Here is a 19,333-nt window from a genome sequence, read left to right as displayed (position 1 = left end):
TTTATAGTTGGACGGTCCTGAGGCGTCGCCAGTCGACCGCCTGAGTCGAACGGCCGCACGGCCGGGAGGGGGCGGACATGGATCTCGCCCTGCTGCGCACGTTCGTCGCGGTGCACCGGGCCGGCTCCTTCACCCGCGCCGCGGCCCTGCTCGGCCTCTCGCAGCCCGCCGTGACCAGCCAGATCCGCACCCTGGAACGGCAGCTCGGCCGCCCGCTCTTCCTCAGGCAGGCTCGCGGCGTCACGCCCACCACCATCGGCGACGAGCTCGCCCACCGGGCCGCCCCGCATCTGGACGCGCTGGTCGAGATCGCCGGGACCGGTCAGGAGGAGGCGAGCGGGACACGGACGCTCCATCTCGCCGGGCCACCGGAGTTCACCTCGCTCCGCGCCCTGCCGGCCCTCACCCCGCTGGTCTCCCAGGGGCTCTCCGTGCGGGTCTCCTTCCTCGGGAACGCCGACGAGGTCCTCGACGGGCTCGCCGCCGGGCATCACGATCTGGCCATCGCCACGGCCCGCCCCCGCGGCGGACTGCTCACCTCGACTCCGCTCTGCGACGAGGAGCACGTCCTGGTCGCCGCTCCGCGCTGGGCGGCTCGGCTCGCACCGGAGGTTCTGCTGCGGAAGGGAGCGGTGGTCCTGGAGCAGCTTCCCGTGGTGGAGGTGCACGAGTCACTGCCGTTCGTCGCCCGCTACTGGGCGGAGGTCTTCGAGACCAAGCCGGCCGCCGCGGCCACCGTCATCGTCCCCGACCTGCGGGCGGTCCTGGAGTCGGCCGCCGCCGGCGCCGGGCTCGCGGTGCTGCCGCGGTATCTGTGCGAGGAGTCTCTGGAGCGGGGCCGCCTCGTGACGCTGCTCGATCCGCCGGTTCCACCGTTGCGGACGTACTTCCTGGCCGTCCGCACCGGAACCCTCGCTCTGGCCCCGCTCGCGCGGGCGCACGAGTGGCTCCTGCGGGCCGCCGGGGGCTGGTGAGTTTCAGGACGCCGGATGCGGGCCATTTTCTTCCCATGACCGAACGTCCTGTGGTCAAGCGCACCGCACGCGCCATCATGCTCGATGGAAACGACCTCATCCTCATCAAGCGGACCAAGCCGGGGGTGGATCCCTACTGGGTGACGCCCGGTGGCGGGGTCGAGCCCTCGGACACCACGGTCGTCGAGGCCCTGCACCGCGAGGTGCACGAGGAGCTCGGCGCCAAGATCACCGATGTGGTCCCCTGCTTCGTGGACACCGTCGAGCACATCGTCGACGGCGGAGTCTCGGGCGTGAAGGTCCAGCACTTCTTCGTCTGCCGGCTCGACTCGATGGATCCCTCTCTGCGGCACGGCCCCGAGATCGACGAACCGTGCGGTGAGTACGAGATCGTCCGGGTGCCGTTCAGCCGGGTCGGCATCGCGGCCGTCCACCTCGTACCGCTCTCCCTGCGGCACTACCTCGACGGCAACATCGAGGGCGTCCGCGCGATGCACGCCCCCGACCTGGGCTGAGCCCCCAGGGGGCCGTGAGCCCGGCAAGACGCCCCCTAGGGGCCACCGACGGCCACCAGGTCCTCCAGGGAGTCGTGGCGGATCCGCTCGGAGGGCATGCCGATGCGCCTGAGCGCGTCGATCCCGCTGCGGATCATGCCGGGCGGCCCGGAGAGATAGGCGTCGTACTCGTTCCACGGGCCGTACCGGCACACGGCCTCCGGAAGCCGCCCCTGGTCCTCGGTGACCGGGCGCACCGAGAGCCACGGAAAGGTGTTCTGGAGCCGCATCATCGTGTCGATGTCGTAGAGGTCATGGCCGCTGCGTGCCCCGTAGAAGACCTCGACGGGTCGCCGGTCCCCGTGCTCGGCGACGTCCTCGACGAGCGCCTTGATGGGAGCGATTCCCGTGCCCCCGCCGAGACAGAGCAGGCCGTTGTCGGTGGAGTGGTCGACCGTCATGGAGCCCGCGGGCGGGCCGAGCCGGAGCACGTCGCCGGGGCGCGCGTGGTGCACCAGCGCGTTGGAGACCCACCCTGCGGGGACCGCCTTGACGTGCAGGGAGAGCAATCCGTCGGGCCGCGGGGCGGTGGCGAACGAGTAGTGCCGCCACACACGCGGCCACCACGGAGTCTCCAGCGTCGTGTACTGGCCGGCGACGAAGGGGTACGGCTGCGCGGGGCGCAGGGTGATCACCGCGATGTCGGGCGTCCGCAGATCGTGCGAGACGACCTCGGCATGCCACCAGGGCGGGGCCTTCCGCTCGTCGTCGGCCGCCGCGTCGATCATGATCTGCGAGATCGTGGTGTACGTCCGGATCCACGCGGCCTGGGCCTCGTCGTTCCAGGTCGTCGTGGCGTACCTGATCAGCGCCCCGATCAGAGCCTCCCCGACGGCCGGATAGTGCGTCGGCAGGGTGCCGTACTTGCGGTGTCCGCGCCCCAGGTTCTGGAGGTACTCGGTGAGGACCGGGGCGTTGTCCAGGTGTTCGGCCGCGGTCAGCAGAGCCTTGAGCAGTCGGTCCCGCTGGGCGTCCATCGCGGCGGGGAACATCGAGCGCAGTTCGGGGTGCCGGACGAAGAGCAGAGCGTAGAAGTACGACGTCACCCTGTCGGCGACGGGGCCGATCTCGGCCAGGGTGCGGCGGATCTGGATCGCGTCGGGAGAAGGACCCGAAACTATCCGGGGAAGTGCGTCGGCGTCGTCGTCCGTCTTGTCGTCCACGTCGTGGTCCTCAGCGGCTGACGTGGTGGTCGGAGCATCCATCGTGTGCCTCGCCTCGCGCAACGGGCTGTTGTCGACGCAGCATGACAGTTCCCGACGCCGCTTCGGACAGAAAGTGGAATTCCCGGGCATTCACCCCCTGACAGCGGCTACTGTCTTTACTTTGGTTTCGACCTCATGGGGACGAGAGGTCTCCGTCGGCGCTTTCCCGCACCAGCGCGTACGCCTCGCGGAGATCGGATCCCACATAGCTGTGGCGGGAGAGTCCGGCGAGATGGTGATCGGCATTCACCGCCACCGTCAACGGCACCGCCGCGAAAAGCTCCGCGTCGGACATGGAGTCCCCATAGGCGACGCAGGACTCGAAGGTCACTCCGTATTCGACGCAGAGCCGGCGCGCGATCGTCACCTTGGCCGCGGCATTGAGAATGCCGGGACGGTGAATGGGCTGGGTGAAGGGCACAGCGGGCCAGCGGGATCCATGGACGGAATCGACCCCCCAGTCCAGCAGTCGCTCCACGAAGAAGTCCGGCGAGAGGGAGATCACCGCACAGCGTCCTCCCCGGGACCGGATGTCCGCCCAGACCTCCCGAATACCGCTGAGCCAGGGAGCGCCCTCGAAGGCGGCCGTGACCTGCTCGGCTGTGAGAGCGGACCAGAGCGCGTGGGCCTGGACGGCGAACTCGTCCGGCGACAGACCACGCAGCAGGAAGTCCCTCTCCAGTGCGGCGATCTCCTCGCTCACCCCGAGCTGACGGGAGATCTCCACGGCGGCGGCCGATCCTCTGATCAGAGTGCCGTCGAGATCGAAAAGGTGGAGTCTGCCACTGCCGGTGAGAGTCGTCATATACGCCGAGGCTAGTACGTGCGGTTACTCCCGCGGTCAGACGCGGAGAACACGAACGGACGGCACGGTGTTTCACGTGAAACATCTCCGACGTCCCGCTCGGCGGGCGCTCCTCGTCGTCCATGTCTCCGTCTCCGTGGCATGGCTCGGGCTCAGTGTGGGACTGCTGGCGCTCGGCATCGCGGCCTTCACGACAAACGACGCCTCACTGACGGAAGCCGCCTACCGCGCGATGTCGGTGTTCGCGGACTGGCTGCTGGCGCCGATCGCGGTGGTGACGCTCGTGAGCGGCCTCGTGCTCTCGCTGGGCACTCCCTGGGGGCTGGCCCGGCATCGGTGGGTCTGGATCAAGTTCTGGATCACGATGGCCACGGCAGCCGCGACCGTGTTCGCCCTTCGCCCGGAGATCGGACACGCGGCAGTGGCCGGTGTGCCGGACGCCAGCCTCGTGGCCGCCCCTGCGGTGTCCACGACGGCCTATCTCTTCATGACGGCGATCTCGGTCCTCAAGCCCTGGGGGCTGACCCGACGCGGCCGCCGTCTGCGGCAGGCGGGGGGCTCACGAAAACCAGTGGACGGTCGCCCCGCACGTCAGACAGCCTGACCGTCATGCCGACCTCGCTCACCGCGCTCGACCAGCTCCCCATCCGGCTTCTCGACACCGGCGACCTGCTCGCCTGCGCCGATCTCTCCGAGGATCGAGGGTGGCCGCGCGAGGAGCACAAGTGGGGCCTCCTACTCAGCGCGGGAACGGGCTACGGCATCGACGACCCCACCGGCAAGGGCCTGATCGCCGCCTGTGTGGTCACCTCGTACGGCCCTGACCTGGCAGCCATCGGCATGGTCCTGGTCGCCGAGCGCTGCGCTCGTCAGGGCGTCGGGCGCCGCCTGATGCGCCATGTGCTGGAGCTGTCCGGGGACACGGCGCTCACCCTGCACGCCACGCCGAACGGGCAGCCGCTCTACGAAGAACTGGGCTTCACCCAGACCGGCCGGGCGGAGATGATCCGTGGCCACTTCACCCCGACGGAGCCCGTGCCCGACGTGCCGACCCGGCCGGCCACCGCCGAGGACCTTCCGGCAATCCTGCGCCTCGACCGCGAGGTGTTCGGCCTCGACCGCACCCACATGATCACTCGCCTCCCCGCCTTCGCCGACCAGCTGCGGGTCGCGGAGGAGAACGGCGAGATCACCGGCTTCGCGGCGGCATGGCCCAACATGGACACCCATGTCATCGGCCCGCTGATCGCCCGCGAGCCGGCCACCGCGCAGGCCCTGGTCGCCTCGCTGGCCGCCGCCACGGACCGACCGCTGCGTACGGACATCGACGTGCGCCACACCTCGCTGCTGGACTGGTTGAAGGCGAACGGCCTCGCCCCGATCGCCTTCAACGCGGTGATGACGCGCTCCATCCCCGGACTACCGGGCGACTGGACCCGCCGGTTCGCACCCTTGACGGTGGCCGCGGGATAGCGGCCATTTGATTGCAGACGCGGACTATTGCGGTCATCGTCTACTCTGGGAGAAGCAGCTCCGGACAGAGGAGAGACCATGACCGCGACCGACCCCGCACTCACCGCCCTCTCCCAGGGCTGGTGCGCCCTCTCGCTGCTGCACGGCCGGATCGAATCCCACATCGAGCGTGCCCTGGAATCCCGGCACGGGCTGAGCATGCGCGAGTACTCGCTTCTCGACGTCCTCAGCCGCCAGCACAGCGGCCCCGGCGGCCACCTGCAGATGAAGCAGGTCGCCGACGCCGTCGTGCTCAGCCAGAGCGCCACCACCCGGCTCGTGACCCGCCTGGAGGACCGTGGCCTGCTCACCCGGTACCTCTGCGCCACCGACCGCCGTGGCATCTACACCGACGTCACCGAAGCCGGCCTGAAGCTGCTCGAAGAGGCCCGGCCGACCAACGACGGCGCCCTGCGCGAAGCCCTCGACCAGGCGTCGGAGAACCCGGAGCTCGCTCCCCTGGTCCGCGTCGTCGAAGGCCTGAGCGTCCCGGCCTGAGGACTGTCCCGTCATCCGCGGCGGGTTGGCGCACGGAGTCGGACGCGACCCTCCGCCTTGCGAGCGCACGCACCGGACGCCGCCAGGCCCACCCTTCGGACGGACGCGCTACTTTCGCCACACGCCCTGGGCGTAGCCTGCGCTCCATGAACGATCTTCAGATACGGCCCGCCACCGTGGGCGACCTCGCGGCGATCGTCGCCATGCTCGCGGACGACCCCCTCGGTGCCCAGCGGGAGTCCCCCGACGACCTCACCCCGTACACGGCGGCTTTCGAACGGCTCGCCCAGGACCCGAACCAGCACCTGGTCGTGGCCACGCGCGGAGACAAGGTCGTGGGAACGCTTCAGCTCACGATCGTCCCGGGGCTCTCCCGCCGTGGATCGACCCGGTCGGTCATCGAAGGCGTCCGCATCCACTCCGAGGAGCGCGGCAGCGGGCTCGGCACCCAGCTGATCGAGTGGGCCGTCGGGGAATCCCGTCGCCAGGACTGCAGGCTGGTCCAGCTGACCTCCGACGCCACCCGCACCGAGGCGCACCGCTTCTACGAGCGACTCGGCTTCGAGGCGTCCCATCTGGGGTTCAAGCTCAGCCTCTGAGGCGCCCCGGGACGACAACGGGCCCCGAGGATGTCCCGGGGCCCGTTTCACGTGAAACAGCCCGGTCAGAGACCGCGCCAGCCCGCTTCGTCCACCCCTCCGGGAACCGCCTCACCCTGCTCGTACGGCTCGCGCGTGAAGACGAAGGAAGCAAGATCGAGGTGGCTCACCGAGCCGTCCGGCCGTCGGACGACGCGCAGCGTCTCCCCCGCGTAATAGCCGTCCAGGCCGATCCAGCCCCCCTCGGGCAGCGCGCGGAACCGGGCACTGCGCCCGGCGCCGGTGAGCGGCTCCAGGCTGACGCTCCGCCCCGCCCCCAGCCGCAGGCCGTACGCGTACGTGCCCCAGTACCAGGAACCCGTCAGGGCGAGCAGATCCTGGTCCACCTCCGCCTGCGGCAAGGGCCGCCACGGCTCCGGGAACCGGGGCTCGGCGTCGGCCACGATCCGCACGAGATCGGCGGCCACCGTGCCGGTCAGCGGACCCGAGGTGGCGTTCGCCAGCGCCACGGCCGCCACCCCTTCCTCCACATCCACCCAGAGGCAGGCGACGAAGCCCGGCAACGAGCCGCTGTGTCCGATCAGGGTCCGGCCGTGTCGACGCACCAGCTGCAGGCCGAGACCGTAGCCACCCGTCCACTCACCGACGCCGGGGGCCGCGGCGGGTGCCCGCATCTCCTCCACGGAGGCGGCGCTCAGAACACGGTCGTCGCCCTGTGCGAGGAATCCACCGAACCGGCACAGGTCCTCGGCGGTCGACCAGAGCTGACCGGCCGGTGCCATCAGCCCCAGATCCTCGGACGGTTCGGGCAGCATCACATCGGCCCACGGATGCACGGCCCAGCCGCCGGCGTGCGGGGCGACCGGCTGCGCGGTCGTCCGATGCATACCGAGCGGCTCCAGGATCTCCGCGCGCAGCGCCGTCTCCCAGGACACTCCTCGGATCGCCTCGACCAGCGAACCCAGCAGTGTGTAGCCGGGGTTGGAGTAGTGGTGCCCGCGCCCCGCAGGATGCCGGAAGGGCTCCTCGCCGAGGACGTCGGCCAGCTCCGGCCGCACCGTGCCCGGCGTACGCTCCCACCACGGGGCGGGCGTCTCCGCCCCGAGCCCCGCGCTGTGACCGAGAAGCTGTGCGATGGTCACCTCACCCACGCCCGGGCCGAGTTCCGTCGCCACGAGGTGCTTCCCCAGCACGTCGTTCAGATCGAGGAGTCCCTCGTCCCGGAGCCGCATCACCAGAACGGCGGTGAAGACCTTGGTGATCGAGCCGATCCGGTACTGGGTGTCGGCGTCGGGTGCATGGCCGTCGACACAGGTGCGTGACCCGCTCCACACCAGCTTCCCGTCACGGGCGATCGCGCCGACGAAGGACGGCGACCGCCCTTCGGACTGGGCGACGGCGACACGGTGCAGAAGCGCCCGCTCCGTGCTCGGGAGCAGGGCTTCGAGGAATGAAGTCATGGGTCGATCCAACGCTCCGTCCCCGCCGTCGTCGACCACATTTCACTGACGGCGCAGTACGCCCTCCGCATCGGCCTCGTGTCGGCTCTCACTCGCAGGGCAAACGGCCGACTGATGTCGCGTCATCTCGACGCGTCAGCACCGACGAACGGGCACCCATGGGCGACACCGGTCCGGCCTTTCGGCCGCGCGTCACCTCGAGATGCGGGCCTCGATGCCGTCGAGCAGGAAGTCGAGACCGATCCGGAAGGTGCGGTCGGCGTCCAGGTGGGCGGCATCGCGCACCACCGTGGCCAGCGCGGGGAATCGGCCGGTGGCGAAGGTCCGCTCCAGATAGGGCCCGAGTGAGGCCTGCCACCGCTTCTCGTCCAGGCCGGTGGCCCGCTCGGCACGCCGCTCGGCGATCTCCCGACGCACCGCGCCGATCGCGTAGGCGTTGACTGCGGCGACCACCGGCATGATGACGTCCACGTCGACATCGCCCAATGCGGCCACCACGATCTCACCACTGGCCAGCGCGTGCGGCCCGAGCTGGGGTCGGCCACCCAGGAGATCGGCGAGCCATTCGTGCTCGTGAGCGGCGTGCCGCGTGGCTTCGGCGAGGGACCGGAGCACCTCCCGCCAGCCGTCTCCGACCGGGCGGATCTCGGCGTGGACGGCGTCGACCATGAGGTCGAGCAACTCCTCCTTGCCGGCGATGTAGCCGTACAGCCGCATCGGACGGACGTCCAGCGCGGTGGCGACCTTGCGCAGCGACACCGCGTCCAGGCCGTCCGCGTCGGCCAGCTGGATCGCCACTCGCACGATCCGCTCCCGGCTCAACGGGGCCGGCACGGGTCGATTCGGCGGCTCCGGCCTCTCCCACACCAACATGCCGCTCACCATACATCGCATCGCTCGATACAGTGTATCGGTCAGTACGGCGTATCGAAGGGAAGCGACCATGACCATCGCCATCGTCGGAGCCGGCCTCGGCGGCCTGGCTCTCGCCCGTGTGCTGCACGTGAAGGGCATGGATTCCGTCGTGTACGAACGCGAGTCGTCACGCGGCGCGCGCGGCCAGGGAGGCATGCTCGACATCCACTCCGGCCAGCGGGCGCTCCGCGAGGCCGGCCTGATCGACCGGTTCCTCGCGATCGCCCGTGGTGAAGGCCAGGACATGCGCCTTCTCGAGCCGGACGGCACCTTGCTGCTCCAGGAGGACACGCCCGACGACGCCCCGCTCGAGCGACCCGAGGTCGACCGCGCCGATCTGCGCGACCTGCTGCTGGACTCCCTCCCCGAAGACGTGGTGCGCTGGGGGCACGCGTTCGAATCCGCCGACAGCGGCCGGCTGCACTTCGCCGACGGCAGCAGCGCGCCGTACGACCTGCTGGTCGGCGCGGACGGGGCGCAGTCCCGGGTCCGCACGCTGCTCACCGACGCCCGCCCTGCGCATATCGGTCAGAACGTCATCGAGGTCGGCATTCCCGATATCGACCGCACGCACCCCGACCTCGCGGCGATGGTCGGGCGCGGCACCTACTGGGTGCTCGGCGACGGGGTGTCCTTGGCGGCGCAGCGCAACGGCGACGGCCGCGTTCGCATCGGCGTCAGCTTCTACAACACCGACGAGGACTGGTTCGCCACCAGCGGGATCCCGTTCGACGACCCGGCCGCCGCCCGGGCGCGGCTGATCGACCTGCTCCCCGGCTGGGACTCACGGTTCACCGCGCTGATCGCGGCCTGCGACGACACGGTCGTGCCGCGGTCGATCACCACCCTCCCGGCCGGCCTGACCTGGCCGTCGACGCCAGGCGTCACGCTGCTCGGCGATGCCGCGCACCTGATGCCGCCGGTGGGAGAGGGCGCCAACATGGCGCTGCTCGACGGCGCCCTGCTCGGTCTCGCGCTCGCCGCGCACCGGGACGACGTTCCCGCCGCCGTCAAGGAATACGAGCGCGAGATGTTCGAACGCACCGGCGCTGCCGCCCGGATGTCCGCGGACATGCACGAACTGCTGATGTCGCCGGACGCCGCCCGGAAGATGCTCGCGTTCTTCCAACCTGACGGAGTCTGAGACTCAGCACCTGGGGCGGATCAGGTCTGGGCCATGTCCACGAAGCGGGAGTAGTGGCCCTGGAAGGCCACCGTGATCGTCGCGGTCGGACCGTTACGGTGCTTGCCGACGATGATGTCCGCCTCGCCCGCGCGCGGCGACTCCTTCTCGTAGGCGTCCTCGCGGTGCAGAAGGATCACCATGTCCGCGTCCTGCTCGATGGAGCCGGACTCACGGAGGTCGGAGACCATCGGCTTCTTGTCGGTGCGCTGCTCGGGTCCACGGTTCAGCTGCGAGAGCGCGATCACCGGCAGCTCCAGCTCCTTGGCCAGGAGCTTGAGGTTTCGCGACATGTCGGAGACTTCCTGCTGACGGCTCTCCTGCCGCTTGGAGCCGCCCGACTGCATCAGCTGGAGGTAGTCGATGACCACGAGCTTGAGGCCGTTGCGCTGCTTGAGGCGACGGCACTTGGCGCGGATCTCCATCATCGACAGGTTCGGCGAGTCGTCGATGTACAGCGGAGCCTGGGAGACGTCGGGCATCCGGCGGGCCAGCCGGGTCCAGTCCTCGTCGGTCATCGTGCCCGAGCGCATGTGGTGCAGCGCGACGCGGGCCTCCGCCGAGAGCAGGCGCATGGCGATCTCGTTGCGGCCCATTTCGAGGGAGAAGATGACGCTGGGCAGGTTGTGCTTGATGGAGCAGGCCCGGGCGAAGTCCAGCGCGAGCGTGGACTTACCCATGGCGGGCCGGGCCGCGATGATGATCATCTGGCCGGGGTGCAGACCGTTGGTGAGCTGGTCGAGGTCGGTGAAGCCGGTGGGCACACCGGTCATCTCGCCGCTGCGGGACCCGATCGCCTCGATCTCGTCGAGCGCGCCCTCCATGATGTCGCCGAGGGGCAGGTAGTCCTCGGTGGTCCGCTGCTCGGTGACCGCGTAGATCTCCGCCTGGGCGGAGTTCACGATCTCGTCGACGTCGCCGTCGGCCGCGTAGCCCATCTGCGTGATCTTGGTGCCGGCCTCCACGAGGCGGCGCAGCACGGCCCGCTCGTGGACGATCTCCGCGTAGTAGGAGGCGTTGGCCGCGGTCGGCACCGACTGGACGAGGGTGTGCAGGTACGACGCACCGCCGACGCGGGTGATCTCGCCGCGCTTGGTGAGCTCGGCGCCGACCGTGATCGGGTCCGCCGGCTCGCCCTTGGCGTACAGGTCGAGGATCGCCGCGTAGACCGTCTCGTGGGCCGGCTTGTAGAAGTCGTGGCCCTTGATGATCTCCACGACGTCCGCGATGGCGTCCTTGGACAGCAGCATGCCGCCGAGGACGGACTGCTCGGCGTCCAGGTCCTGCGGGGGCACCCGCTCGAAGCCGGAGAGGCCGCCGTCCCAGGGGCCGGAATCGCTGCCGCGGTCATGCTGGTCCTCACGGCCTCGACCGCGTCCCCGGGCCTCACCACGGGGGCGGGTCACGGGCAGCCGGTCGCTCGGTCCGCTGTCCGCCCAGGGGTCGTCCAAAGGCTCGGGAATGCTCACGAGCCACCTCCTCCCGTCCGCTCCGCGGACGTTGCCGTGCCACTCTTTCTTACGCCACGGCTCGGACAAACAAGAGGCTTTGACTCCGCTTCTGGCGCGTCGGGCGCCGGACCACGGTAGGCCCGCGGGCACCGTCAGCCAATCTGGTTATCCACAGGGCCTGTGGGTGAAGCACCAGATGCTGTGGAGAACTCCGCAGAACCTGTGCACGGACCGGGGGACAGCCATGTGGACAAACTCATAAGGACCCCTACCGCACCACTCTGACCTGCGAGTTTTCCGTCCACGGGCTGTGGGGGAGAAAAACTTTCCCCTGCGGACCAAGATCAGAACAAACGGCCCACACCCGAAGCTCCACACCGGCCTTCGGTAAGGACCTGCGACACATTGCATCTCTTACCTGTGGAAGATTAGATTGAGGCTCATGACCCAGGCACCCGCGCCCCCCAAGGCCGTACGTCGACGGCACGACCGAGAGATCGTCTCGCTCGCCGTGCCGGCCTTCGGTGCGCTCGTCGCCGAGCCGCTCTTCCTCATGGTCGACAGCGCCATCGTCGGCCACCTCGGCACCCCGCAACTGGCCGGACTCGCCATCGCGGCGGCACTGCTGTCCACCGCGGTGAGTGTCTTCGTCTTCCTGGCCTACGCCACCACAGCCGCCGTCGCCCGCCGTGTCGGAGCCGGCGATCTCCAGGCCGCGATCCGTCAGGGCATGGACGGCATCTGGCTCGCACTCCTTCTCGGTGTCGCCGTCGTCGTCCTCACGATTCCCACCGCTCCCTGGCTGGTCGACCTCTTCGGCGCCTCCGGCACCGCCGGCCCCTACGCCGTCACCTACCTCCGCGTCTCCAGCCTCGGCATCCCCGCCATGCTCGTCGTCCTGGCCGCCACCGGCATCCTGCGCGGCCTCCAGGACACCCGGACGCCCCTCTACGTGGCCGTCGGCGGATTCGCCACCAACGCCGTACTCAACGTGGGTCTCGTCTACGGCGCCGGACTCGGCATCGCCGGCTCGGCCTGGGGCACCGTGATCGCCCAGTGCGGCATGGCCGTCGCCTACCTCGTCGTGGTCGTCCGCGGCGCCCGGCGCCACGGAGCCTCGCTGCGCCCGGACGCGGCCGGCATACGCGCCAGCGCTCAGGCCGGCGCTCCCCTTCTCGTCCGCACACTCTCGCTCCGCGCCGTCCTGTTGATCGCCACAGCGGTCGCGGCCCGCCTGGGCGACGCCCAGGTCGCCGCCCACCAGATCATCCTCTCCCTGTGGAGCCTGATGGCCTTCGCCCTGGACGCGATCGCGATCGCCGGGCAGGCCATCATCGGCCGCTATCTTGGCGCCGACGACGCCGAGGGGGCGCGTCAGGTCTGCCGCCGCATGGTCCAGTGGGGCGTGGTGTCCGGCGTGGTCCTCGGCGCACTGGTGATCGTGGCGCGGCCGTTGTTCATCCCACTGTTCACCAGTGATACCGCCGTCCAGGACACCCTGCTCCCGGCCCTGCTCGTCGTCGCGCTCTCCCAGCCCATCGCCGGCGTCGTCTTCGTCCTCGACGGTGTCCTGATGGGCGCGGGAGACGGCCCGTACCTGGCCTGGGCCATGCTCCTGACGCTCGCCGCCTTCGCCCCGGTCGCACTCCTGGTCCCGGTGCTCGGCGGCGGTCTGACGGCCCTGTGGTGGGCGATGACACTGATGATGACCGTGCGGATGCTGACGCTCTGGCTCCGCTCGCGTTCAGGCCGCTGGATCGTCACGGGCGCCTCGCGCTGACGGTTTCACGTGAAACGGCCGCGAGGACGCCTCTGCGCGCCAGGCAACGCGGAAGGGCCGCACCCCGAGGGGTGCGGCCCTTCCTGACTGCTGAGAGCAGCGTTACGCGGCGACGACCTCGACGCCGAGCTTCGCGGCAACCTCGGGGTGCAGACGCACGGACACCTGGTGCGAGCCCAGGGTCTTGATCGGCGAGCCGAGCTCGACGCGACGCTTGTCGACGTCGGGGCCACCCGCGGACTTGATCGCCGTGGCGATGTCGGCCGGGGTCACGGAGCCGAAGAGGCGGCCGGCGTCGCCGGAGCGAACGGCCAGGCGCACCTTCACGCCCTCGAGCTTGGCCTTGATCTCGTTGGCCTGCTCGATGGTCGCGATCTCGTGGATCTTGCGGGCGCGGCGGATCTGCGCCACGTCCTTCTCGCCACCCTTGGTCCAGCGGATCGCGAAACCACGCGGGACCAGGTAGTTGCGAGCGTAGCCGTCCTTGACGTCGACGACGTCGCCAGCGGCACCGAGGCCAGAGACCTCGTGGGTGAGGATGATCTTCATTTTCCGGTCACCCTTCCCTTATCGCGCGGTGGACGTGTAGGGCAGCAGCGCCATCTCACGGCTGTTCTTGACGGCCGTGGCGACGTCACGCTGGTGCTGCGTGCAGTTGCCGGTCACGCGACGGGCACGGATCTTGCCGCGGTCGGAAATGAACTTCCGCAGCATGTTCGTGTCCTTGTAGTCCACGTACGCGGTCTTGTCCTTGCAGAAAGCGCAGACCTTCTTCTTAGGCTTGCGCACAGGCGGCTTCGCCATGGTGTTTCTCCTGTGTGATCAAGAAGTATGGGTACGAGCTTCCTTCGGGGGCTGTGCCCTAGAAGGGGGGCTCGTCCGAGTAGCCGCCGCCGCTGGAGTTCCCACCCCAGCCGCTTCCGCCGCCCTGCTGCTGGCCGCCGCCGGCCGGCGCGCTGGTCGCCCACGGGTCGTCGGCGGGAGCACCGCCGCCACCCTGCTGGGCGCCGCCGCCGGAGTTTCCACCCCAGCTGCCGCCGCCCTGCTGGCCGCCGCCACCGCCGCCGTAGCCACCCTGGCCGCCCTGACCACCGCGACCGGTGGTCTTGGTGACCTTGGCCGTGGCGTTCTTGAGGCTGGGGCCGACTTCGTCGACGTCCAGCTCGTAGACCGTGCGCTTGACGCCCTCGCGGTCCTCATAGGACCGCTGCTTCAGCCGGCCCTGCACGACGACGCGCATGCCTCGCTGGAGCGACTCGGCGACGTTCTCCGCCGCCTGACGCCAGACCGAGCAGGTGAGGAACAGGCTCTCGCCGTCCTTCCACTCATTGGTCTGACGGTCGAAGGTGCGGGGAGTGGACGCGATACGGAACTTCGCGACCGCCGCACCGGACGGGGTGAAGCGCAGCTCGGGGTCTTCGACAAGATTGCCGACGACCGTGATGACGGTCTCGCCTGCCATGGTGAACCTCTCGGCGGGATTGCTGCTGGCTGCTTGCTGCTACTCGAACCCGATGACCTCTGAGCGGTGAAAGCTCAGTGGGTCTCGGGACGGAGGACCTTGGTCCGGAGGACCGACTCGTTCAGGTTCATCTGTCGGTCGAGCTCCTTGACGACCGCAGGCTCGGCCTGCAGGTCGATGACCGAGTAGATGCCCTCGGGCTTCTTCTTGATCTCGTAGGCGAGACGACGACGGCCCCAGGTGTCGACCTTCTCGACCTTTCCGTTGCCCTCACGGACGACGGAGAGGAAGTTCTCGATCAGCGGGGAGACAGCGCGCTCCTCGAGATCGGGGTCGAGGATGACCATCATTTCGTAGTGACGCATGTGGAACCCACCTCCTTTGGACTCAGCGGCCACGGTCGTTCCGTGGCAGGAGGGTCGTGATGCGTAAGCAACGGTATCGGCCACCACTGACAATCCCCCCGGTGAGAGGGAATCGCCGGTACGGGTCCAGGACGGACCTGGGCAGACACCGGTGCAGACCGTACAGAGTACCCGCACACCGCCCTGCGGTTGAAATCCGGTGGTCGGGGGACGCAATCTGTACACATCGGATGTCGGCGGCGCGATGACGCGCCGCCGTCCGGCAGGCACGCCAGGAGGTGCCCCATGGCACAGGCAATGCGACCCGACCCCGGACATTCCCTCCTCGCCAGCGACGGGAGGCCCCACCCGCTCCAGGACGCCCTGGTCGGGGTGACGCTCTTCCTCGGAGTCCTCTCCTTCATCACCGCGCAGTTCCACGGCCTGCACGTGCTGGCTTCCTGGACCGGGCTGGTCGGCATCCTGACCGGCGCGTACGGACAGTTCATCTCCGTGACCACCAGGGAACGCTTCGCCCTGATCGTCGGGCTCGGCGCCTCCGCGGTGGGCTTCTATCTCGGCATGTTCTACGGGGGCCTCGCCTGAGGGGGCTGTGAGGCCCCACGCGGCCCATCGGGGCGCTCCCCGGTCACAGTAGGCTTCGGCGCGAGAGCCGGAGCCCCTGTACCGATGGGGACACACCTGCCGAGGAGCGCCCCCATGAGCCTGACCCTGAGGACCATCAGTCGTGAGCAGCATCTGGCATTCATCCAGAGCCAGCCCTCGGCGAGCCACTGCCAGGTCCCGGCGTGGGCTGATGTGAAGACCGAATGGCGCTCGGAGAACCTGGGTTGGTTCGACAAGTCCGGCGAGCTCGTCGGCGCCGGTCTGGTTCTCTACCGTCAGCTGCCGAAGATCAAGCGGTACTTGGCCTACCTGCCCGAGGGCCCGGTCATCAACTGGTACGCCCCGAACCTCGACGAGTGGCTCCAGCCGATGCTGGCGCACCTCAAGCAGCAGGGCGCCTTCTCGGTGAAGATGGGCCCGCCGGTGGTCATCCGCCGCTGGGACTCCGCCGCGATCAAGTCCGGCATCCAGGACCCGGACGTCAAGCGCCTGAAGGACGTCGAGGCCACCCACATCGAGCCGCGCGCCTTCGAAGTGGCCGACCGGCTGCGCAAGATGGGCTGGCAGCAGGGCGAGGACGGCGGCGCCGGCTTCGGCGACGTCCAGCCCCGCTACGTCTTCCAGGTCCCGCTCGCCAACCGCTCGCTGGACGACGTCCTCAAGGGCTTCAACCAGCTGTGGCGCCGCAACATCAAGAAGGCCGACAAGGCCGGTGTCGAGGTCGTCCAGGGCGGCTACGAGGACCTCGCCGAGTGGCAGCGGCTGTACGAGATCACCGCCGTCCGGGACCACTTCCGGCCGCGCCCCCTGTCGTACTTCCAGCGGATGTGGACGGTCCTCAACAGCGAGGACCCCAACCGCATGCGCCTCTACTTCGCGCGGCACGAGGGAGTGAACCTGTCCGCCGCCACGATGCTCGTCGTCGGCGGTCACGTCTGGTACTCCTACGGCGCCTCCGACAACATCGGCCGCGAGGTCCGGCCCTCGAACGCCATGCAGTGGCGGATGCTGCGCGACGCGTACGCGATGGGCGCCACGGTGTACGACCTGCGCGGCATCTCGGACTCCCTGGACGAGACCGACCACCTCTTCGGCCTCATCCAGTTCAAGGTGGGCACGGGCGGCGAGGCCGTGGAGTACGTCGGCGAGTGGGACTTCCCGCTCAACAAGCTCCTACACAAGGCGCTGGACATCTACATGTCGCGCCGCTGACGGTTGCGTAGTCTCGTACGTAATCTGTAGGTCTCGTACATACCTCTGAATACACCGCAGCCACCAGAAAGGTCCCGGGCCGGCCATGGCGCTCTCCCTCTACGTCGACACCGCTCGCTGGCGGGCGCACCAGAAGACCGTGATCGACCAGTTCCCCGGTCTGATCCCGGTCTGCAAGGGCAACGGCTACGGCTTCGGCCACGAGCGGCTGGCGGACGAGGCGGCCCGGTTCGGCTCGGACATGCTGGCCGTCGGCACCACCTACGAAGCCGCGAAGATCAAGGACTGGTTCGGCGGTGACCTGCTGGTCCTCACCCCCTTCCGACGGGGTGAAGAACCGGTTCCGCTGCCGGACCGGGTGATCCGCTCGGTGTCCTCCGTGGACGGTGTGCACGCCCTGGTGGGCGCGCGGGTCGTCATCGAGTGCATGAGCTCGATGAAGCGTCACGGCGTCCTCGAGGAGGACCTGGGCCGGCTGCACGCCGCCATCGAGGACGTACGGCTGGAGGGCTTCGCCCTGCACCTCCCGCTGGACCGCACGGACGGCACCGACGCGGTCGAGGAGGTCATCGGCTGGATGGACCGCCTGCGGGCCGCCCGCCTGCCGCTGCACACGATGTTCGTGAGCCACCTGCGGGCCGAGGAGCAGGCCAGGCTGCGCCAGCAGTTCCCGCAGACCCGGTTCCGCGCCCGGATCGGCACCCGGCTGTGGCTCGGCGACCACGAGGCCACCGAGTACCGCGGCTCCGTCCTGGACGTCACCCGCGTGGCCAAGGGCGACCGCTTCGGCTACCGCCAGCAGAAGGCCGCCTCCGACGGCTGGCTGGTGGTCGTCGCCGGCGGCACCTCGCACGGCGTGGGGCTGGAGGCCCCCAAGGCGATGCACGGGGTGATGCCCCGCGCGAAGGGCGTGGCCCGGGCCGGTCTGGCGACCGTCAACCGGAACCTGTCGCCCTTCGTCTGGGCCGGCAAGCAGCGCTGGTTCGCCGAGCCGCCGCACATGCAGGTCTCGATCCTGTTCGTGCCGTCCGACGCCCAGGAGCCGAAGGTCGGCGACGAGCTGGTGGCCCACCTCCGCCACACGACGACCCAGTTCGACCGGCTCGTCGAGCGCTGAGCCGCCGCCCTGGCTCCCGGGGCCGAGCCGGGCCGCGCACCCCGCAGCACAAGCCCGTCAGGGCACACGAGAACCGCGTCCGAGCCCGGGTGATCCCGGTGCCCGGACGCGGTTCTCGGCGTCATTCGCCTACCGCGCCCCACTGCACGCGCGGTCCTTCCACGGCCTGTGCCGCGTGCCGGGCCGGATGGGCTGCCCTGCCCCGGACGAAGACGTCCTCGGCGCCGTCCAGGACGCCCCCGGAGGGGTCGTCCGAGCCGTCCTGCCGGACCACGTCCCGTTCGGGCGCCAGAACGTCGCGTACGACCACGGCGCACAGGTACAGCGTGCCGAGCACGTGCAGGACGAGGACGAAGTGGTAGCCGTCCGTCGGCAGGCCCTGCTTGCTCCCGCTGGTGGTGAAGGCCAGGTACAGCCAGATGCCCAGGAAGTACAGGACCTCGCACGCCTGCCAGATCAGGAAGTCGCGCCAGCGCGGCCGTGCCAGCGCGGCCAGCGGGATCAGCCAGAGGACGTACTGCGGGGAGTACACCTTGTTGGTCAGGACGAACGCGGCCACGACCAGGAAGGCGAGCTGGACGAACCGGGGCCGGCGGGGTGCGGTCAGTGCGAGCACGCCCAGACCCGCGCAGGCGAGAAGCATCAGGAGGATCGCGAGGATGTTCGCGGTGCCCGGCGCGATCTGCTCGCCCGTCCGCTGGCTGATCAGGAGCCACACCGAACCGAAGTCGACGTTCCGGTCGGTGCTGAACGCGTAGAACTGCTTCCACCCCTCGGGCGCCAGCAGCATCACCGGCAGGTTGACCACCAGCCACGCTCCGCCCGCCCCGAGCAGGGCAGTGCCGAACTCCCGCCACTTGCCCGCCCGCCAGCAGAGCAGGAGCAGCGGTCCGAGCAGCAGCACCGGATAGAACTTGGCCGCGGTGGCGAGTCCGATCAGGACACCGAAGGCGAGGGCCCGGCCTCGTGACCACATGAGGACGGCGACGGCGGTCAGGGCGACCGCCAGCAGATCCCAGTTGATGGTGGCCGTCAGTGCGAACGCGGGGGCGAGGGCGACGAGCAGGGCGTCCCAGGGCCGGCGGCGGTGCGTCCGGGCGACGGAGACGACCAGGACCGCGGCGCACACCATCAGCATGGCCGCGTTGATCATCCAGTAGGTCTGCTCGCGGTGCGTCATGTCGGCGCCGCCGGGCGTCAGCCAGGCCGCGACCTCCATGAACAGGCCGGTCAGGACGGGGTACTCCAGGAACTCTATGTCGCCGCTCAGCCGGTCGAAGTAGGGCACGAGCCCTTCGGCGAAGCCCCGCCCCACGAACAGGTGCGGGATGTCCGAGTAGCAGGCGTGGGTGTACTGCGAGGTCGTGCCCCGGAACCACGCCCAGTCGTAGCAGGGGATCTTCTGCACCATGCCCAGCGCGAACATCCCGATGGCGACCAGGACGATCACGCGTACGGGGGTGAAGGCGCCGGTGCCGAGCAGGGCGCGGCGGCCCATCGGTCCGCCGATGAGTTCACTGCCCGCGGCGGCGACCTCGTCCCGGTGGGTGGGGCACACCACCGCCCGGTCCTGCGGCCGGTCCTGTGGCGGACTCGTCTTCTGGAGGCTCGGCATGGGGGACATCCTGCCGTACG

At 69.6% G+C, this 19,333-nt stretch carries 21 protein-coding genes; 11 read left to right on the top strand and 10 right to left on the bottom strand.

Annotation, left to right across the window (positions count from 1 at the left end; all coding sequences use genetic code 11):
- The first annotated feature begins 77 nt into the window (after window positions 1–77).
- Window positions 78–974, top strand: a complete 897-nt coding sequence (locus ACGFZF_RS10020) for a LysR family transcriptional regulator (protein WP_393552748.1) — start codon at window positions 78–80, stop codon at window positions 972–974.
- A gap of 35 nt (window positions 975–1,009) precedes the next feature.
- Window positions 1,010–1,489: an NUDIX domain-containing protein gene (locus tag ACGFZF_RS10015; RefSeq protein WP_393552745.1), complete on the top strand. Its 480-nt coding sequence runs from the start codon at window positions 1,010–1,012 to the stop codon at window positions 1,487–1,489.
- A gap of 35 nt (window positions 1,490–1,524) precedes the next feature.
- Here the strand turns inward: ACGFZF_RS10015 and ACGFZF_RS10010 are convergent, their stop codons facing one another.
- Window positions 1,525–2,691, bottom strand: a complete 1,167-nt coding sequence (locus ACGFZF_RS10010) for a globin domain-containing protein (RefSeq protein WP_393552741.1) — start codon at window positions 2,689–2,691, stop codon at window positions 1,525–1,527.
- 175 nt (window positions 2,692–2,866) lie between these two features.
- Window positions 2,867–3,538: an HAD family hydrolase gene (locus ACGFZF_RS10005; protein ID WP_393552738.1), complete on the bottom strand. Its 672-nt coding sequence runs from the start codon at window positions 3,536–3,538 to the stop codon at window positions 2,867–2,869.
- Window positions 3,539–3,614: 76 nt separating this feature from the next.
- Here ACGFZF_RS10005 and ACGFZF_RS10000 point away from each other — a divergent pair, with 76 nt between their 5' ends.
- From ACGFZF_RS10000 to ACGFZF_RS09985, 4 genes are all read left to right on the top strand, one after another.
- A complete protein-coding gene (locus ACGFZF_RS10000) occupies window positions 3,615–4,142 on the top strand; it encodes a DUF2269 domain-containing protein (RefSeq protein ID WP_393552735.1) in 528 nt (175 codons plus the stop codon).
- Between the two features lie 5 nt (window positions 4,143–4,147).
- Window positions 4,148–5,011 carry a GNAT family N-acetyltransferase gene (locus tag ACGFZF_RS09995; RefSeq protein WP_393552732.1) on the top strand — a complete coding sequence of 288 codons (864 nt, stop codon included), beginning with the start codon at window positions 4,148–4,150 and terminating at the stop codon, window positions 5,009–5,011.
- Between the two features lie 78 nt (window positions 5,012–5,089).
- Window positions 5,090–5,548 carry a MarR family transcriptional regulator gene (locus tag ACGFZF_RS09990; RefSeq protein WP_356601304.1) on the top strand — a complete coding sequence of 153 codons (459 nt, stop codon included), beginning with the start codon at window positions 5,090–5,092 and terminating at the stop codon, window positions 5,546–5,548.
- 146 nt (window positions 5,549–5,694) lie between these two features.
- Entirely contained in the window at window positions 5,695–6,147 is a 453-nt protein-coding gene (locus tag ACGFZF_RS09985; RefSeq protein WP_393552728.1) for a GNAT family N-acetyltransferase, read from the top strand.
- A gap of 65 nt (window positions 6,148–6,212) precedes the next feature.
- On the opposite strand, the gene ACGFZF_RS09980 is transcribed toward ACGFZF_RS09985, so the two are convergent.
- Window positions 6,213–7,607, bottom strand: coding sequence for a serine hydrolase domain-containing protein (locus ACGFZF_RS09980; protein ID WP_393552725.1), 1,395 nt, complete (start codon window positions 7,605–7,607; stop codon window positions 6,213–6,215).
- Window positions 7,608–7,799: 192 nt separating this feature from the next.
- Window positions 7,800–8,480 carry a TetR/AcrR family transcriptional regulator gene (locus ACGFZF_RS09975; protein WP_393552722.1) on the bottom strand — a complete coding sequence of 227 codons (681 nt, stop codon included), beginning with the start codon at window positions 8,478–8,480 and terminating at the stop codon, window positions 7,800–7,802.
- Between the two features lie 70 nt (window positions 8,481–8,550).
- On the opposite strand from ACGFZF_RS09975, the gene ACGFZF_RS09970 reads away from it, so the two are divergent.
- Entirely contained in the window at window positions 8,551–9,666 is a 1,116-nt protein-coding gene (locus tag ACGFZF_RS09970; RefSeq protein WP_393552967.1) for an FAD-dependent oxidoreductase, read from the top strand.
- A 20-nt stretch (window positions 9,667–9,686) separates the two neighbouring features.
- On the opposite strand, the gene dnaB is transcribed toward ACGFZF_RS09970, so the two are convergent.
- Window positions 9,687–11,174, bottom strand: coding sequence for a replicative DNA helicase (dnaB, locus tag ACGFZF_RS09965; RefSeq protein ID WP_147978767.1), 1,488 nt, complete (start codon window positions 11,172–11,174; stop codon window positions 9,687–9,689).
- A gap of 424 nt (window positions 11,175–11,598) precedes the next feature.
- On the opposite strand from dnaB, the gene ACGFZF_RS09960 reads away from it, so the two are divergent.
- Window positions 11,599–12,936: an MATE family efflux transporter gene (locus tag ACGFZF_RS09960; RefSeq protein ID WP_393552718.1), complete on the top strand. Its 1,338-nt coding sequence runs from the start codon at window positions 11,599–11,601 to the stop codon at window positions 12,934–12,936.
- A gap of 102 nt (window positions 12,937–13,038) precedes the next feature.
- Here ACGFZF_RS09960 and rplI read toward each other — a convergent pair whose 3' ends face one another.
- The 4 genes from rplI to rpsF all read right to left on the bottom strand — a co-directional run bounded on the left by rplI (window position 13,039) and on the right by rpsF (window position 14,763).
- Window positions 13,039–13,485, bottom strand: coding sequence for a 50S ribosomal protein L9 (gene rplI / locus ACGFZF_RS09955; RefSeq protein ID WP_147978769.1), 447 nt, complete (start codon window positions 13,483–13,485; stop codon window positions 13,039–13,041).
- Window positions 13,486–13,503: 18 nt separating this feature from the next.
- A complete protein-coding gene (gene rpsR / locus ACGFZF_RS09950; protein ID WP_005315025.1) occupies window positions 13,504–13,740 on the bottom strand; it encodes a 30S ribosomal protein S18 in 237 nt (78 codons plus the stop codon).
- 58 nt (window positions 13,741–13,798) lie between these two features.
- Window positions 13,799–14,398, bottom strand: coding sequence for a single-stranded DNA-binding protein (locus ACGFZF_RS09945; RefSeq protein WP_356601308.1), 600 nt, complete (start codon window positions 14,396–14,398; stop codon window positions 13,799–13,801).
- Window positions 14,399–14,472: 74 nt separating this feature from the next.
- Window positions 14,473–14,763 carry a 30S ribosomal protein S6 gene (gene rpsF, locus ACGFZF_RS09940; protein ID WP_159689873.1) on the bottom strand — a complete coding sequence of 97 codons (291 nt, stop codon included), beginning with the start codon at window positions 14,761–14,763 and terminating at the stop codon, window positions 14,473–14,475.
- Between the two features lie 285 nt (window positions 14,764–15,048).
- Between rpsF and ACGFZF_RS09935 the strand changes: the two genes are divergently transcribed.
- From ACGFZF_RS09935 to ACGFZF_RS09925, 3 genes are all read left to right on the top strand, one after another.
- Complete coding sequence (locus ACGFZF_RS09935) at window positions 15,049–15,348, top strand: hypothetical protein (protein WP_393552713.1); 300 nt, start codon at window positions 15,049–15,051, stop codon at window positions 15,346–15,348.
- A gap of 114 nt (window positions 15,349–15,462) precedes the next feature.
- Window positions 15,463–16,581 (top strand): peptidoglycan bridge formation glycyltransferase FemA/FemB family protein, encoded by a 1,119-nt coding sequence (locus ACGFZF_RS09930; RefSeq protein WP_356601310.1) that lies wholly within the window; start codon window positions 15,463–15,465, stop codon window positions 16,579–16,581.
- 85 nt (window positions 16,582–16,666) lie between these two features.
- Window positions 16,667–17,698, top strand: a complete 1,032-nt coding sequence (locus ACGFZF_RS09925; RefSeq protein ID WP_147978773.1) for an alanine racemase — start codon at window positions 16,667–16,669, stop codon at window positions 17,696–17,698.
- 121 nt (window positions 17,699–17,819) lie between these two features.
- Here the strand turns inward: ACGFZF_RS09925 and ACGFZF_RS09920 are convergent, their stop codons facing one another.
- A complete protein-coding gene (locus tag ACGFZF_RS09920) occupies window positions 17,820–19,313 on the bottom strand; it encodes a glycosyltransferase family 87 protein (protein ID WP_393552708.1) in 1,494 nt (497 codons plus the stop codon).
- Between the last annotated feature and the right edge of the window lie 20 nt (window positions 19,314–19,333).

It is taken from the genome of Streptomyces sp. NPDC048338, assembly GCF_043201055.1.
In the GTDB taxonomy this organism is placed as follows: Bacteria; Actinomycetota; Actinomycetes; order Streptomycetales; family Streptomycetaceae; genus Streptomyces.
The sequence above is the reverse complement of the archived record's forward strand: the minus strand, read 5'-3'. Positions and strand labels throughout refer to the sequence as shown.

What these genes read in the sequence shown, in the direction of transcription:
- ACGFZF_RS09925 (WP_147978773.1), top strand. Translation starts at nt 16,667, where the DNA reads ATGGCGCTCTCCCTCTACGTCGACACCGCTCGCTGGCGGGCGCACCAG.
- ACGFZF_RS09985 (WP_393552728.1), top strand. Translation starts at nt 5,695, where the DNA reads ATGAACGATCTTCAGATACGGCCCGCCACCGTGGGCGACCTCGCGGCG.
- ACGFZF_RS09990 (WP_356601304.1), top strand. Translation starts at nt 5,090, where the DNA reads ATGACCGCGACCGACCCCGCACTCACCGCCCTCTCCCAGGGCTGGTGC.
- ACGFZF_RS09930 (WP_356601310.1), top strand. Translation starts at nt 15,463, where the DNA reads ATGAGCCTGACCCTGAGGACCATCAGTCGTGAGCAGCATCTGGCATTC.
- ACGFZF_RS09975 (WP_393552722.1), bottom strand. Translation starts at nt 8,480, where the DNA reads ATGTTGGTGTGGGAGAGGCCGGAGCCGCCGAATCGACCCGTGCCGGCC.
- ACGFZF_RS09935 (WP_393552713.1), top strand. Translation starts at nt 15,049, where the DNA reads ATGGCACAGGCAATGCGACCCGACCCCGGACATTCCCTCCTCGCCAGC.
- ACGFZF_RS09980 (WP_393552725.1), bottom strand. Translation starts at nt 7,607, where the DNA reads ATGACTTCATTCCTCGAAGCCCTGCTCCCGAGCACGGAGCGGGCGCTT.
- ACGFZF_RS09945 (WP_356601308.1), bottom strand. Translation starts at nt 14,398, where the DNA reads ATGGCAGGCGAGACCGTCATCACGGTCGTCGGCAATCTTGTCGAAGAC.
- rpsF (WP_159689873.1), bottom strand. Translation starts at nt 14,763, where the DNA reads ATGCGTCACTACGAAATGATGGTCATCCTCGACCCCGATCTCGAGGAG.
- ACGFZF_RS09995 (WP_393552732.1), top strand. Translation starts at nt 4,148, where the DNA reads ATGCCGACCTCGCTCACCGCGCTCGACCAGCTCCCCATCCGGCTTCTC.
- ACGFZF_RS10015 (WP_393552745.1), top strand. Translation starts at nt 1,010, where the DNA reads ATGACCGAACGTCCTGTGGTCAAGCGCACCGCACGCGCCATCATGCTC.
- rpsR (WP_005315025.1), bottom strand. Translation starts at nt 13,740, where the DNA reads ATGGCGAAGCCGCCTGTGCGCAAGCCTAAGAAGAAGGTCTGCGCTTTC.
- ACGFZF_RS10005 (WP_393552738.1), bottom strand. Translation starts at nt 3,538, where the DNA reads ATGACGACTCTCACCGGCAGTGGCAGACTCCACCTTTTCGATCTCGAC.
- rplI (WP_147978769.1), bottom strand. Translation starts at nt 13,485, where the DNA reads ATGAAGATCATCCTCACCCACGAGGTCTCTGGCCTCGGTGCCGCTGGC.
- ACGFZF_RS10020 (WP_393552748.1), top strand. Translation starts at nt 78, where the DNA reads ATGGATCTCGCCCTGCTGCGCACGTTCGTCGCGGTGCACCGGGCCGGC.
- ACGFZF_RS09970 (WP_393552967.1), top strand. Translation starts at nt 8,551, where the DNA reads ATGACCATCGCCATCGTCGGAGCCGGCCTCGGCGGCCTGGCTCTCGCC.
- ACGFZF_RS09920 (WP_393552708.1), bottom strand. Translation starts at nt 19,313, where the DNA reads ATGCCGAGCCTCCAGAAGACGAGTCCGCCACAGGACCGGCCGCAGGAC.
- ACGFZF_RS09960 (WP_393552718.1), top strand. Translation starts at nt 11,599, where the DNA reads ATGACCCAGGCACCCGCGCCCCCCAAGGCCGTACGTCGACGGCACGAC.